Source organism: Convivina praedatoris (assembly GCF_933208495.1).
Classification (GTDB): Bacteria; Bacillota; Bacilli; order Lactobacillales; family Lactobacillaceae; genus Convivina; species Convivina praedatoris.
The window spans coordinates 203,842-219,671 of record NZ_CAKOET010000001.1 but is presented as its reverse complement, the minus strand read 5'-3'; the positions used below and the strand labels follow the sequence as shown (position 1 = coordinate 219,671).

At 36.0% G+C, this 15,830-nt stretch carries 14 protein-coding genes; all 14 read right to left on the bottom strand.

Annotated features, from left to right (window positions below):
- Positions 1–14: 14 nt before the first annotated feature.
- Positions 15–431 carry a GtrA family protein gene (locus M4974_RS01065; RefSeq protein ID WP_331473726.1) on the bottom strand — a complete coding sequence of 139 codons (417 nt, stop codon included), beginning with the start codon at positions 429–431 and terminating at the stop codon, positions 15–17.
- A 67-nt stretch (positions 432–498) separates the two neighbouring features.
- Positions 499–1,401 (bottom strand): glycosyltransferase family 2 protein, encoded by a 903-nt coding sequence (locus M4974_RS01060; protein ID WP_248705583.1) that lies wholly within the window; start codon positions 1,399–1,401, stop codon positions 499–501.
- A 22-nt stretch (positions 1,402–1,423) separates the two neighbouring features.
- Positions 1,424–3,187: a 6-pyruvoyl-tetrahydropterin synthase-related protein gene (locus M4974_RS01055; RefSeq protein ID WP_248705584.1), complete on the bottom strand. Its 1,764-nt coding sequence runs from the start codon at positions 3,185–3,187 to the stop codon at positions 1,424–1,426.
- Positions 3,188–3,234: 47 nt separating this feature from the next.
- Positions 3,235–4,872, bottom strand: coding sequence for a glycosyltransferase family protein (locus M4974_RS01050; RefSeq protein WP_248715714.1), 1,638 nt, complete (start codon positions 4,870–4,872; stop codon positions 3,235–3,237).
- 41 nt (positions 4,873–4,913) lie between these two features.
- Positions 4,914–7,022 (bottom strand): hypothetical protein, encoded by a 2,109-nt coding sequence (locus tag M4974_RS01045; protein WP_248715713.1) that lies wholly within the window; start codon positions 7,020–7,022, stop codon positions 4,914–4,916.
- Positions 7,023–7,088: 66 nt separating this feature from the next.
- On the bottom strand, positions 7,089–8,033 hold the full coding sequence (locus tag M4974_RS01040) for a glycosyltransferase family 2 protein (protein ID WP_248705587.1): 945 nt from the start codon (positions 8,031–8,033) through the stop codon (positions 7,089–7,091).
- Between the two features lie 48 nt (positions 8,034–8,081).
- The gene (gene glf, locus M4974_RS01035) at positions 8,082–9,272 is read right to left on the bottom strand and encodes a UDP-galactopyranose mutase (protein ID WP_248715712.1); all 1,191 of its coding nucleotides are present in this window, start codon (positions 9,270–9,272) and stop codon (positions 8,082–8,084) included.
- 1 nt (position 9,273) lies between these two features.
- On the bottom strand, positions 9,274–10,047 hold the full coding sequence (locus tag M4974_RS01030) for a DUF4422 domain-containing protein (protein ID WP_248705775.1): 774 nt from the start codon (positions 10,045–10,047) through the stop codon (positions 9,274–9,276).
- A gap of 8 nt (positions 10,048–10,055) precedes the next feature.
- Complete coding sequence (locus tag M4974_RS01025; RefSeq protein ID WP_248705589.1) at positions 10,056–10,682, bottom strand: sugar transferase; 627 nt, start codon at positions 10,680–10,682, stop codon at positions 10,056–10,058.
- A 42-nt stretch (positions 10,683–10,724) separates the two neighbouring features.
- Positions 10,725–11,762 carry a glycosyltransferase family 2 protein gene (locus tag M4974_RS01020; RefSeq protein WP_371831384.1) on the bottom strand — a complete coding sequence of 346 codons (1,038 nt, stop codon included), beginning with the start codon at positions 11,760–11,762 and terminating at the stop codon, positions 10,725–10,727.
- Between the two features lie 17 nt (positions 11,763–11,779).
- A complete protein-coding gene (locus M4974_RS01015) occupies positions 11,780–12,607 on the bottom strand; it encodes an ABC transporter permease (protein WP_248705590.1) in 828 nt (275 codons plus the stop codon).
- The gene (locus M4974_RS01010; RefSeq protein WP_248705591.1) at positions 12,604–13,593 is read right to left on the bottom strand and encodes an ABC transporter ATP-binding protein; all 990 of its coding nucleotides are present in this window, start codon (positions 13,591–13,593) and stop codon (positions 12,604–12,606) included. The genes M4974_RS01015 and M4974_RS01010 overlap by 4 nt, the downstream gene beginning before the upstream one ends.
- A 151-nt stretch (positions 13,594–13,744) precedes the next feature.
- Positions 13,745–14,203 carry a hypothetical protein gene (locus M4974_RS01005; protein WP_248705592.1) on the bottom strand — a complete coding sequence of 153 codons (459 nt, stop codon included), beginning with the start codon at positions 14,201–14,203 and terminating at the stop codon, positions 13,745–13,747.
- Positions 14,204–14,445: 242 nt separating this feature from the next.
- Positions 14,446–15,813 carry a magnesium transporter gene (mgtE, locus tag M4974_RS01000; RefSeq protein ID WP_248705593.1) on the bottom strand — a complete coding sequence of 456 codons (1,368 nt, stop codon included), beginning with the start codon at positions 15,811–15,813 and terminating at the stop codon, positions 14,446–14,448.
- Positions 15,814–15,830 lie beyond the last annotated feature (17 nt).

Genomic DNA, 15,830 nt, shown 5'->3' with positions numbered 1-15,830 from the left:
GATTACCAGGTTTTTTATTTGTCTTTGAATATATAAATCTTACTTAAGGCATAGTTAGAAACGATTACAAAGATGTTTTGAATACCATTCCAAATAAGATCATTCTGATGTAACAAATGCACACCAAACATTAAAATTAACCAACCTAAAATTCCAGTGACAATCCGGGCAAGATAAAATTGCCAAATTTCTTGGATAACCCCCTGCCAATCTTTAATTTGAGAATGAAAGACCCAAATCCGATTAGTAACATAGGCAAAAAGTACAGATAAGAACCAAGAAAGTACATAAGAAACAGTAACTTCCCAGTGAAATATTGCTGAAAAAATTGTATAAGTAACAATACTAACAACGGTAGTGGCTCCGCCGAAAAAGAGATAGAAGATGGCTTCTCGGTATTTTTGGAACAGATCCTTTACTTTATCAATCATGTGAACTCCAAAATCTAAGATGTATTTGTTATTATGCTATCGTATCAAAATTAAAATTTAATAAAAATTATTTATCTTCTAAATCATTAGCATACTCTACCACCGGATTAAATGACTGACCAGCCTTGATACCGCTTTTAAAAACTGCTAAACGTTCTTTACGCTGAGGAACTCTTGAAAAGTATAATTGCAAATATTCGTACAACATTCTCGCCCGAGCCCGATTTTTACGATAAACATCTCGTCGATTGGCATAGTACATCTTATTACGGTAAGAATAAAAGTAGCGTGGTATCCGTGCTGGCACATCATTTAAAATACTACTACCAACATTAGTAGTCATTTTATGAACCACCTTTGCACTAGGTACAAAATATCCTGGCGCTATTCGTCCTGCCCTTTCCGTATATTCAATGTCATCACCCCAGATGAAAAATTCAGTGATAGGCAAGCCAATTTGTTTAACTACTGAGCGTTTTAACAGTAAAGACACGAAAGTAGCATTCTGAAGTTGTACTGGCTCTACCTGATTTTCTGGAATGACTTGTAGGCGATTCATCGGTGCTGGACGATTCATCTTGGCACGATGTCCATCAGTCCAACGTACATCACTGGCCAAAAAACCAAAGTTTTGTTGTTGCTGGGCAAAATTTAACAAAGCTGTTAAAGTGTCGGGATAAGGTACTGTGTCATCGTCCATGAGCCAGACATAATCATCGTCAGTATGCTCCATAAAATGACGTACACCTCGATTAAAGCCACCAGCCCCACCAATATTTTCAGGAAGACGTAGATAATCAATTTGATTTCCTAGTGATTCCAGATAATCCTGCGTGTCCTGCTTACTAGCATTATCCACCACAATGATGTGACTTAATGAAGTTTGTTGATTTTGCAGACTATTAATTACTTCTTTTAACAAGGACAAACGATTATAAGTGACAATTACTGCACTAACCTTAGATTCCATAACATGCTCCAGATTGTAAATATTAATGTTTAATTTTAATTGAATGATTTTTTCTAAACAATTGGTACCATACTAACAGGAACAACCCTACTAATACTGAAATAAAGCTAATCAGTTTGGCAATTTTATAAATTACAGGGCTTTTAAATTGAATACGAACAGTATTATTTCCCTTTTGCAATGTAGTCATTGTAGAAGCCACATTCGTTTTTGAGTTCAATATATGCTGTTCTCCGCCATTATTTATTGAAATTACATAATGGCCTTTATTATATGTCCAAAATGGCAAGGTTAATTTCCCTGTTTTTTGTTCCAAACTTTTAACCTGATAAACCATCCCATTAGGTATCGGCTGTCTAACTGTATCTTTTCCACTTATAACTTGCTGGTCAATTAAAATATCCCCCTGATTAACATGCCTTTTAACCGTTGTAGTAGCAGTTGGCAGATAATCATCATAAATACTACCCGACATACCAAACCAATTTGCTTGTGAATCTACTCGTTTCGCCCAGCTATAGGCAACACTTTTTCCCTTGGATGCCATCGGTACTGCATGTTGCTGCTGAAAATAAATCACACATGATCCCATTGCCAATAAAATTGGCATCAGCAAGAAAATTAGGTATGTCACTTTCTTTTTATTCCCCAGATATACTTTTAAAAATCTTCCTTGTTCTGAAACAATGACGTAAATTAAAAATAAATTAGCAAATGGAATAAAACGGCTAGGCATTTGTATAACCGATAACGGTGTTTTAGCCAACATAGCCCATGGCATAATATCCGTGGATAATATTAAAAAAAGCAGTCCCAACATGTACATCCACTTGTTTTTAGGCTGTAACTTATTAAAGTTAATCCCTAAAATAACAATTCCTGTTAATACCAATACACCCACGGTAACGCCATTATTTTGTATATGATTACTTAGCGATACTTTAATAATTTCATCAAAGGAAGGGTCGATAATACTTGGTAATCCAAACCCATAAGGTAATTCAGGGTGCATTATATGTGTACCAATCAATTGGTCCACTAGTGGTACCCAAAATCCTAATGTCATTAATATATAAGTAATTCCAGCTAGTAATAATTGACAGAAAATATTTTTTAAATTATTAAAACCATAATTTTTTATGAAATAAACAATCATTAAGAAAAACAAAATACAAACTGTCAAAACAGTAGTCAGAAGATGAGAATACGTTACTAGAGTCAAAGACACGGATAATACTAACCAAGCAAAAGGCGTGTTCCTCTTCGAATTTAACACTATATAGAAACTAGCAAAAACAAGTGGCAGGAATAAAACAGCCATTGCTTCTCCAAGATCAAATCTAGGAATAGCATTGTAAAGCAAATAGGTAGAAAAAATATATGAAACAGCAAAAAGGAACGAGATTTTATCGCTATATTTTAACAATTTCATTGCCATAATACTGGCAGCAAAACCAATTACTGTACGTAAAAACGTTCCCCAAAATAGAGCATGAATAGGATTTTTTATGAGCAACATTGACACTAAAAATGGCCACAAACTACCAGTCGGATAGAAAAAATTAATCCCCTGTCCAGCCGCGCCAAATGTTGTCGTCATAATATAAGTTAAACTATGTTGCCTTAAATTAGTGTAGTTTTCAACTAATCGCATTAAGTGAAATATTCTATCCGAAGCTCCGCCCTGAACATAATTAAGCGATACAGTGATTAGTGTATAACATAATGATAAAAGTAAAATCCATAAAAAAATTTTTAAAAAAGAAGAATTAAATTTCTTAGACATATTTGTTCAAATCCTATTTATGATAATTCAATTAATTTATTAATATTCTAAACAGATTTATCTTTAGTGAGTAAAATAATCTTCAAACATACAAACAACATAGATGTAATACTAATAGCAAATGGTACATAATTTCTTGAACTTTCAGATTCCAATTTCACTATATGATGCCCTCTACTCAAATCTACTTTTAAAAGATTATTAGATAAATTTGTTACTATATTTCCATCAACTGTCACTTTATATTTATAGTTATCATACATTACAGCAGGTAACACAACAGTCTCATCATCAAGAGAATTAACTTTAAAACTTATTGAATTGATATCTTTACTAGTCACAGATGCACGTTTAAATTTAATTTCTGAATTAATTGCTGGTTTATTATCTACTTTATTAATGGGAAGATAATCAGCAAAAGTGGGAATCTTTCCCATTAGTTGATAATAATTAGTGGATGTTAAAGCATGATGATATGTCTGTTCTCCCAAATAACTCTTGTGAAATTGATAAATACCAGCAACGGAAAAAGAAATAATTAAACAATTTAAAATAAGTAAATTACTGATTCTTAATTTCCCTTTATTATGAGCACAATATGAAATAAATCCAATAGCTAAAAATAGAACAATAAAAATTGTAAATCTACTTAAAAATTGGAAATTACTAATAAAAGTACTTACCAGTATTTGCCAAGGTAGCCAATCCATCATTAATAGTAAGATAACATCACTAGCAACAATCCAACCAGCCCACTTTAAATTCCCCTCAAAAAAATACAATATTGTCAGAGTTATCAATAATATGAATGATGGTAGTCCTATTGTCCATGCATCATGTTCTGCCATGCTATTATCAAGGAGGGCCTGAAATGCTGCACTTGGAATCATTCCAGCTATCCCTCTGCCAGGCCCTATTAATTTTGCATTAATAAAGATACTTATAATATTGTATAGGGAGTAGAATCCAACAAGAAAAGAAATAATTGCAGCATACAATAATTGAAGGAGTATTTTAAAATTAAATTTCCTTGTTATTACTTTAATTATTTCAAAAATAATAACAAAGATTGTTGCAAAAACAAGCGATAGAATATGGCTATTAGCCAAAAGTCCCATGCCTATTCCTAAAGTCCAAATACCCATTTTTTTATTCTTATGTATTTGTAGTAGACCCAAAACAACAAGTGGGAAAAAAGCATATCCGAGTGCTTCTCCAATAGCAGTTCTAGAATATAAATCAATAAAATGAAAATTATTAAATTGATAAATTATTGTCCCCGTATATATTAAGAAACGATTAGAAGTAATTTCTGACATCAAAAAATTACTATTGATTATAGTAATTATATTAAGCAGGAAAAATCCTCCAGCAAATGCCATTAATGGATTATTAAAGATAAATCTGGGGATTATAAATAAAATTCCGGTCAACCATGGATACATTCCATTAATGGCCACACCAGCAAAACTATTAACAGATACATAGGAAAAATTAAACAATGAAGGTAATTCTCTAAATTTTAATGCCTGATAAATATTTTCAAATCGACTAAGATGATATAAACCATCAGTTGATAGATTATAAAAATGCCCTTTAAAAACTATAAAAGTTGATAAAAAAGCCAATGACAATATAAAAATAAAATTCAATAAATAATAATAAACCATTTTTTTCTTTATCATTTATACTCCTCTACTATTTAAGTAGTTTTCTACTAAGTATTCTAATTATTTTTTATCTGATATATTACATATAAACGATGCCATAAAAATAGTATTATCAACAGAACTACCACATGAAGTAATATGTACAGTTTCATGGGTATGATACTAACTCGCAAACTATTTTTGAGATCAAATATTAATCTCATACCTGGTATTCTTCTACCATCTTTAAGAACTTGTGGTCCTTGTAAACTACTAATACCAGATTGCTCGAGTAAAAATGTTGATTCAACTGGTGAATTGCCAGTTATCAGATTGACGTAATATTTCCCGCTTGGAATGGCTTGAGGTAAATCTACTCCACCATTCTTAACTGGCAAGATAGTTTGTACACCAGTTTTACTGTTAACCAGTGTAAATACTAAGTCAGTCATTTCCTTAGTAGCAATTTGTCCAAAGAAGACCGAATTAACCTTATCACTTAATACAAATGAATCCGTTTGATATTGCTGATTAGGTTCAATTAATTGCCTTTTTTCTGTTGGTTCAGCATAAGGCAAAAATCCAGACGAATAAACTAACCCATCTTGACGTACACTTTTAGAAAATTGGTTAAACTGACTGACACCATTTATAACTATTAGTACCACAGCCAAAGCACTAGCAGTATGAAGTAACGTTATTTTTGATATAAAGTTTGGTATTGCCAGGCCATCTTTTTTCAAACTAGCAATGCCCATTGCTGATAATAAAATTACAAATGGGAATATAGGCAACGCATACCTATCACGCACTTCCCACAAAAGAGCATGAAACATAACTGTCCCCAGCACAGATACGGCTGCAAAGAATACTACATCACTATACAATCCATGTTTATTATTTTTAAAATTGTTAAAAACTGTATAACAGCTGAATAATAGCATCACTATATACAACGGTTGGAATAGGTTAGTTAATACAGCATAAAACTTTTTAACTTTCCATTGTGGCATTTTAACTATGGAAGTAAACTGGACATCTTCCATATCTTGATATGGTAAACCAATCGAGAACATATACGCTATTTTTTTAACCATATGTTTGACGATTCCTATCGGCCCCAACTCTTTCAGTCGATGCTTCAATTCATGACTAAGTGCCTTACTTCTTTCCGCCTTGGGAAGTTCACTCCAATGCCACGCATCATTAACATCAATTTCACCCGATGTACCAGGATTCCAGGACATATTAACATAACGCATTGTTGGAGTCTCTTGATTCACATTCGGATGAAAATCACTATGAGAAGCAGCTATTCGAAAACCTAAAATGAACACGGCGCAAGTAGCAATCAGACTGACAATTAATATTAGTTTTTGTAGTGGTAAATATCTTTTAGACAAACTAATAGTTAAAACTAACGCAATTAGAATTATTACTAGATTTTGTCGGATAGCAACACCTAGCGAAAGGCTCCCAAAAGTAACAATATAGTAAATAATCTGTTGCATGAAATTAGACGTTAAGTTTGCCAGTATAAAACACGAAATACCGATAATTAGTAACGATACCGCAAAAATATCATTATATGGAAAAATAACGTACATAACCAATGGTGCATAGGCAAATGATAAAGTAACTACATACTTTCCCAATCCAGCTTTTAACTTATTTGTTGCATTAGCAAAAAAAATTAAACTAAAGTCGAGGATAATCAACTGCAACCATGGATAAACTATTTCATGATTAGATAAACCAACAAAATTTAATATTTTGAAAATGAATGCCCAAAATATAGTTATATTAACGTTATTAGGATATATCGTAAAATAATGAAACCAATCAAAGTTCCCGTTAGCCAGTCGCTCGGACATTGTTATCACATAGGCTGTATCAGTATGTAGCGGCCTTTGGAAGGCTAAAATAAAACATAATTGTCCACCAATTAACAGCAATAATAATATATAAAATAGTATTTTTTTAGTTCTATCCGTTAATTGTTTAAACGATAACAATCCTAAAATTACAGTTAAAGTGGCCCCCACTCTAAAAAATCTAGAAAAAAAAGGAGCAGTTAACCTAGTACCATTATTTTCTGGATACAAGAAACTAGCTACCATTAATAATACAAATAATGAAAAAGCAGACAACAATAAAAAGCTATTTTGAGTTTTTTTCAATATCATTTCTCAAATTCCTTAAACTTGTACTAAAAAGTTTCAAAACGGTCAAGCAAGTCAACTCAAGTTTGTTTATTTTTCCTCACGGCTAATATAAATTGGTCGTTTTTTTGTTTCTAAGAAAATTGCCGCAATATATCGCCCGATTACTCCCAAACTCAAAAGTTGAATCCCGCCAATAAACAGAATGATAGTTACCATTGAGGGCCACCCAGCAACACTAGTATTACTGATTAATGCTCGTATTACAATAAAAATTGCGCTAATAATTGAAACGATAAAGGACAAAAATCCTAGTACCGTTACCACTGTCAGGGGCACGGTTGAAAAGGAGACAATTCCTTCAATAGCATACTTAGTTAATGACCAGAATGACCAAGACGTGTTACCGGCTACCCGTTCACGGTTTTCAAAAGGAATATACTTCGTTCGGAATCCTACCCAAGTAAAAATTCCCTTTGAAAAACGTTGATTTTCAGGCAAAGCTAAAATAGCATCCACCATTTGACGAGTCATTACCCGATAGTCTCGAGCTCCATCAACCAAGTGAGTTTGGCTAATTTTATTCATCCACTTATAAAACTGCTCTGAGAACCAAGAACGTATCTTCGATTCCCCATCACGATTTGAACGGCGGGTACCAACCGCATCATAGTCGCCATTTTGAACACCAGCTAACATTTCTGGTAGTAACTCTGGTGGATCTTGTAAATCCACATCCATTACCGCCACAAAATCACCATCAGCTTGTTTCAAACCAGCGTAAAGGCCCGCTTCTTTACCAAAATTTCTGGAAAAACTAATGTAATGAACGTTGGCATCCTTAGCTGCTAATTTACGTAAAATTGCTAGAGTATTATCCGTTGATCCATCATCTATAAAATGATAATGAATTGTAGCTGGTAATTGTGGAGAAATTTTTTGAAGCTCTTGATAAAAAATGTTGATTGTATCTTCTTCATTGTGCACTGGTACAACAAGAGATAAAATGCTCATTTCTTGTGTTTGAGTATCCATATATCTTTCCATCCCCTATAAACATTATGTACGCCCTAACGGGCTTTTTTAATCCACCGTATCATGGGCGAAGTTAAACTGGTCATCGACCTTAAATTCGTCCCGGACAGTGTTAAAGGCGTCGTTAAACACCTGATCCATATCAAAGTAACGGTACTTCCCTAAACGGCCACCAAAGATAACCTCAGGATGGTTTTGGCGAGCTTCCTTGGCATACTGTTTATAAATCTCAGTATTTCGCTCGTTATTAACAGGATAATAAGCTTCCTTGCTACGATCCCAATCTTGTGGATATTCTTTAGTGATGATGGTTTTACCTTCATCAGCCAAACCATCAAAATGACGCCACTCCATCACACGTGTATAAGGAGTCTGGGCATCAGTATAGTTAATAACAGCATTCCCTTGGTAGTTATCACTATTCTTTGTCTCGCTTTCAAAGCGCAAAGAACGATATTCCAATTCACCAAATTTATAGTCAAAGAATTGATCAATCATACCGGTATACAAAATACGAGGGAATTCATCCATCAAAACTTCACGATGTTCAAAGAAATCAGTATCAGTCATGACATCAATCAGACCGTTTGAACGCTCAATCATCTTTTCAAAGATTTGCGTATAACCACCAACTGGAATTCCTTGATAACGGTGATTAAAGTAGTTGTTGTCGTAAATAAAACGAACTGGTAAGCGCTTGATAATAAAGGCTGGCAATTCTGTCGCCTTACGACCCCACTGCTTTTCAGTGTAGCCTTTAATCAACTTTTGGTAAATGTCAGTCCCAATCAATGAAATAGCTTGCTCTTCCAAGTTACGAGGCTGACGATCACCGAGTTCACTCAAAGCGGCTGCCTTTTGCTCTTCAATCTTAGCCTTGGCTTCATCCGGCGTCTTGGTTCCCCACATTTGGTAGAAAGTATTCATGTTAAAGGGCAAGTTATACAAATCACCCTTATAATTAGCAATTACCTGATTTTGGAAGCCATTAAATTCAGCAAATTGACGAACATAATCCCAAACCTCTTTGTTGTCAGTATGAAAAATGTGAGCACCAAAATCGTGAATCGTAATCCCCTCTTCAGTATGAGTGTGCGTATTTCCACCAATAAATGCACGCTTTTCAATCACTAGCGAACGCTTACCTCGCTTAGCTGCTTCATAGGCAAAAGTCATGCCAAAAGGCCCCGCCCCCACTACCAAATAGTCGTAATTTTTTGTGTTAAATTGATTTGTCATTTTAAAAATGTACCTTCTTCTTTGTATTAGGTAAAAATTTACGCTTTAAAAACTGATACCCTTTATCCAACCAATTCGTTTTTTCTAGATTAATGACTGGACATTCAACCACTTTCAAGCCCTTGGTATTAACCCAGGTATCCATCAATAATTCGCTAAGAAAACCAAATACCCGTTTTTCTTGCCCTTCTAACTGTTCAATATCCACCTGCTGCTCAACTTCGGCCAAGACCGCAAACACAAAGGTAGCGTACTCGTCAAAATAAGCCCGTGGCATGATAAACATATTAAAAAGATGGGCTGAAGTTGATTTTTCTAGCGCTTGAAATGCCGGACAATATTTTGGAAATTGTTTGGCCAAGACCGTCTTCATTATCTCATAAGGTTGATGGGCATGGGCATGAAGATAATGATCCTCTTGATTTTCAATGTAGTAGTTGCGCGCCTTGGGCAAGATGATATCAGCTTGATTCAGCAAGTTGTCAATCTGTTCTGTCGTCAAGCGATCCGCTAACTGATGGCCAGCTTTAGCACCCAGATAACGCCGATAATGGTCTAAACCAATCACCCTGGAATTTTGATCATTTTTCCAAATCCAGTACAGAGCGGTTAACTCGTTGTAGTTTGGGTTTTTGTTGGAAATATTATCACCAGTATTGTCAGGCTGATAACCGGCCGGAACTCCATTTTTCAGACTACTCCCGACAAAAATTGGTTGATAGAGTGAATCTTGGGGCATAGCGTATTCTTTATGGCTGGCAACATAAATTTTTATTTTAGTCATTAGAATGCTCCATCTTGTTTAAAAACCATAATCACATTCTTAAACAAAACATAAAAATCAAAACCCAAACTGGCATGTTGTACATACTCAAGCTCAATGGCTGCGCGCTGCGGATAATGTATATTACTACGCCCTTTAGCCTGCCAGAGGCCAAAAACACCTGGTTTAACTGATAAGAAGGTATCAACCTGACTACCATATTCTTTTAACTCATCACGCACAATTGGTCGTGGCCCAATAATACTCATTTCTCCCCGTAAAACATTCATAAACTGAGGAAGTTCGTCCAAAGAGGTACGCCGTAAAAACTTACCATAGCTAGTGATACGAGGATCTTCTTTGGTTGGTAATTTATAGCCATTATCCACAAATTTTTGATAAAGAGTTGGGTTACTTTTCAAAATACGCTCAGCATTATCTACCATGGTTTGAAACTTATAGATTTTAAATGGTCGACCGAAACGGCCAATCCGCTCTTGTTGATAAATGATTCGACTCGTTGTTTTATCAAACTTAATTCTTAAAGCAACTACTAGGAAAATTGGTGACAGCACAATCAAGGCCGTTAATGAAACAAGAATATCAAGGGCTCGTTTGGGAACAGCGTATAATATTTTTTTTGTCACTGTTAACCACCTTCAAAATTTAGACCGTTATGATCAGTCTATCTAGCCTTTCTCGATTAGGTTAATTTCATCATCTAAGAGAAGATTATCCTTAATATTGGCAGCTTTACGCTCTTTAATCAGGTTCTTCATTAATTTATTAATTGAACGTGGCTTAGTACGCTGCAAATCAGCTGCATATTCAATCTCAGGATTAAAGAAGAGTCCGCGAATACCACCCCACGAAACCATCCCGATTTTACGGAATCGGAAAGCAACCTGACGCTTTAGCATAACCCGTAGAAGGTCATGACAATAAATGCCAAAAAATGTTCTAAACATATCTTTTTTAGAAATGCGACGGGCAGTTAAAACTCGATTACGATACTCGTAGCGGTAACGCCAAAGTCGGCTGGCATCGCGTTCACGAATGATATCACCAGGTAAAGTGTTCTCTTTAGATTTATGGACAGCAATGGAATTGATAACCGTGTATCCCCGATAAACATCGGCTAAACGGTTGGTGTATTCCATGTCATCTCCCCAAATGAAGTATTCTTTTTGAGGAAGACCAACCATCCCCACCATTTGCCTAGAAAACATAACCGAAACAAAGGTCGCATTGACTACTTCAACGCCAGGATTTTCACGATCCAAATTCAAGGCCCAGGTAAAGCCACGCGGAGCCGTAACGTTCATCCATGATGGATTACCATCCAGAGCTCCCCAACGAACTTGAGAATTAACAAAACTAGTCTGGGGATGCTCTTCCATAAATTCAACTAAATACTTTAGGGCATCTGGTTCAACAACGGTATCGTCATCCATCAACCAGATGAAGTCATCATCTAACTCATTAGCAAATAATTTAACAGCTTGATTAAAACCGCCAGCTCCACCTAAATTATCCGGCGAGTTATAAATTACCAAACGAGGATCATCAAGTTGGTCTAAGTACTCAGCCGTCCCATCGGTAGATTTATTGTTGACAACAATCACATGGCTAAGGTAATCACTTTGAGCTAAGACGGCCGCCAAAGATTCTTTCAACAATTCTAATCGGTTATAAGTCACAATGGCTGCACTAACCGTTTTTGACATAATTTTTCTCCTAAAGTTTAGATGTAATCAATTAATTGATCTTTAAATTTCAGATATAAATGGGTCCCAATGACGGCAAATAAGGCGATTTCTAGCCAGAACATAGCCATCTGTAACGGTGAATCCCAAAACCAACTGTTAACTAAGAAAGTTTCCCGCCAGCCATTAACAATATAATAAAATGGATTAATTCGTGATATATAGAAAATAAAGGTATTAAATACATTACCCTTTTCTGGCTGAAATAAAATTCCAGACACAAAAAATAGTAAACGCAAAACCTGACGAATCGCCAAATCATAGTCAGGAATCAAAATATTAATGGTTGCACTGAAGATTCCTAAGAAAAAAAGCATAACTAAGGCTGCTGGCAAGTAGTAAAAGATTTGTAGCCAGTAGAGTGATGGATGAAATTGATTTTTCAAAATCATACTAATAGCTGCTACAACTGTAATTGATAGAACCGCTGGGAACACCTGTAAAACCCGAATCGTCGGTAAAATCGAGACCGGAAAACGAACGTTACGAACCATAAATATTTGGGTTTGAATCGAACGAATCGTATCACTGAAACCTTGGTTGACTAGGTACCAAGCTGAAAATCCAACCGACATCCAAACAAAATATGGAATGTTTTCCACTGGAGCAGCCGCTCGGAATCCACCACCAAAGATAACAGCATAGGTTAACACCTGAAACAAAGGATCTAAGATTTCCCACAAATTACCCAGATACTTATGCGCATTGTTAGCCCGCGTATCATAAATAGCCAAACGAATCGCCATTCCTAAGTGAGTAATTTGTTCTATAATCAGTTGCCCAATTGACTTTACAATCGTAATCATGGTTGTTGCCCCTTTGTTAGATAGAAATAGATCACAATCGCCATCAAACCAAAAATAATAATTAAGGTACTGTACAAAGATATGGCACTAAAGCCTTCAAAACTCCGAATTGCTGTTAAATTCCGAGCTTGGTCAAAATTTTTACCCTGCTGAACCAAGCGATCTTGTAACTGCTCCAAGGTAAAAATTTGTTGTCCTTGTTTTTGTTTTTCAACATATTTATCTCGGTTGGCTTCATCCAATTTATCTAAATCTTGCGTAAACTTCTGATATTCATCAGCCACAGCCTGAGTTGGCCCAAAAGCACGCATTTCGCCATATTGAACCCACATCACCTTAGTCGTGAATTCACGCACCTGGTCTAAATCATGGGAAACAAAGAAAATAGTTTTATTTTCGGCAATAAACTCCCGAATTTTACCCAAGGCTTTCTTAGAAAAATTACTATCCCCAACCGAAAGGGCTTCATCAATAATCAAAATATCAGGATTATTATGGGTAACAATTGAAAAGCCTAATTTAGCTCGCATCCCATTGGAATAATCCTTAACGGGTTGATCAATAAACTCACCTAATTCAGCAAAGTCAATAATAGACGGCATAACCGCAGTAATTTCTTTATTACTTTTACCCATCATTAACTGTTTAATACGGATATTTTCACGTCCAGTTAATTCCCAATTCAAGCCCTCATTAATCGCTACAACCCCAATGGACCCGTTTAACTTTAACTTTCCAGAGGTTTGTGGGATAACACCACTTAAAATATTAAGTAAAGTTGACTTCCCAGAACCATTGGTCCCAACAATGCCAATTACTTCACCCCGCTTTACTTCAAAACTCAAACCACGTAAGGCCCAGAAATTTGTTTCTGACTGGTTACCTAAAAAAGTTGATTTTAATTTTTCAGTTTGATTAGCATAAAGTTGAAAATTTTTGGTAATGGCCTCGGCCTGGACCATAATATCTTGATCACTTTTTGTCATAAAAACTTAAAACCGGTACTTTCTATTTAATGAGCCCACAATGACATACATATTTATTTTATCATATCTTAACAAATTCACCCTTTTAATCATGATAAAAAAATCGATAAGAATCGGACTCTTATCGATTTTTTAACTATATATTCCTAGATTAGGCATGAAAATTCGCGCGGGCATAGTCGACAATTGACACACCTTCTTGCGAAGAATTAGTAATAATTTTCTTGATATCACTTGGTGCCCACTGATCAGCTGGCAAACCGGCTTGAATAAGTTGTTGCTGAGCACTTTGAATCATCGTGGTGGTTACTTCAGTCCCATTTAAAGTTTTATTAGGATCATAATCAGCACCAGTTTGTGGATTAACAGCTGTGTCAGCTTGACTTTGGCTGCTGGCTGGCATGCTAGTCGAACTACTCATTTGATGACTACTTTGGGTAGCAGAACTACTAGAAGTTGAACTAGACTGACTGCTGCTTTTAGCGCTCGAACTGCTTTTAGTCTTGGTTTGACTAGCATGATTACTACTGCTTTGCATATAGGTATAACCAGTAGCACCACCAATTGCAACCACCACTACGGCTACGATACCTAAAATTATTTTCTTCATACTTCCCTCTTTAATTTATTTTTATGAGGATGAACTTGATTGATTAGCGTTAAATAATACCCGCTGCAAATCAAAATGAACCCCACAAACCATTAATTGGCATAATAATTTAGTAAAAGATACTTGTCCTTCAATCATTTGCTTAACTCACCTCCGTAAACTTTCCTATATGATATATAAAAATAATTTACTGAACGGCGCAGCTGGCATGAACGACTATGATTATGGCATATTTAACTAGTTTACGAACCGACAAAGTAAGTTAAAAATTGCTGGGCAATAATAAAGTATACTCCGACCGAAGTTAAATCACATAACGTAGTAATAAAAGGACCATTAGCTACGGCTGGATCATAGCCAAGCTTATCAATAATAACTGGAATAATAGCACTCAAGAGGCTGGCCAAAAAGATTGCAGCTGACATGGACAAACCAATGGCTGTGGCCAAGTCATTATTTTGACGCCAGAACAAGACCACTAAACCAATGGTAATTCCGGCTGCTAAGGCTAAAATAGCCGCTGATAACAATTCACTCAAGAAATTTTTAGCAACACTTTTATCATTGCCAACCGATAACCGTCGAATTGACAGGGCCAAACTCTGAGTACCAGCATTTCCGGCTGTTCCTGTGATTAAGGTGATAAATACCGCTAAGACTGGCGCTTGACGAATACTGCCTTCAAAACTGCAAACCAAGGCCGTTGTGGTTAGGGCAAGGACCAACAAGACCAATAACCATGGAATTCGTTTAATGGCTGAATGCCAAGGCGTATCATCAGTTTGACTAACATCAACGGCAGCTAATCCTGAATACTCCCCTACTGCTTCTTCATCAATTACGTCGACAATATCATCGACCGTGATAATTCCTAGTAAGTGTTGCCCCTTATCAATAACAGGAATGGAGAAGAAGTTATAATCAGCCACTACCTGAGCAACATCCCCCTGAGGATCTTCGGCGCCAACTGAGACAACTCGGGTGTTGGTAATTTCATCAATCAACATTTCATCTGGATGAGTTAACAAATCTCGCAATGAAGCCACCCCAATTAAACGTTGCTCGGCATCAATTACATAGATGTAGATGATTGATTCAGCTTCAGAGGCCTGTTCTTTGACTTTTTCTAAGACTTCAGCAACCCGCATCCCCTTTTGAACAGCTAAATATTCGGTCGCCATCAAGGCCCCAGCGGTTTGATCATCATATTTAATTAACTTGCGCATTTCTTGGGCATCTTCAGCTGGTAACAGCTGGAGATAAGTCGCCACCATTCGAGCAGGCATCGCTTGTAATAGGTCGGCCTCATTATCAGCATACATCCGTTCCAAAATGTCAGCACCTTTTTTAGGTGGTAACTCCGCCAACAAATCGACAACATCGCTATCTTCAATTTCTAAATTATCAAAGATGCTAGCTAGGGTTTCATCGTCCATGGTCCGCCAAGCCACTTCACGAACTTGGGCTGGTAAAGCAGCATACACTTTTCCCATTTCAAAGTCATGTAAGTTATCAAAGGCATTGATGAATTCTTCATCTTGACCAGATTCCAACAAGTCTGACAGCGAATGGACTGTTTCGTCTAATTGTTGTTCATTATCGATTTCCATGATAATTTTCCTCCAAA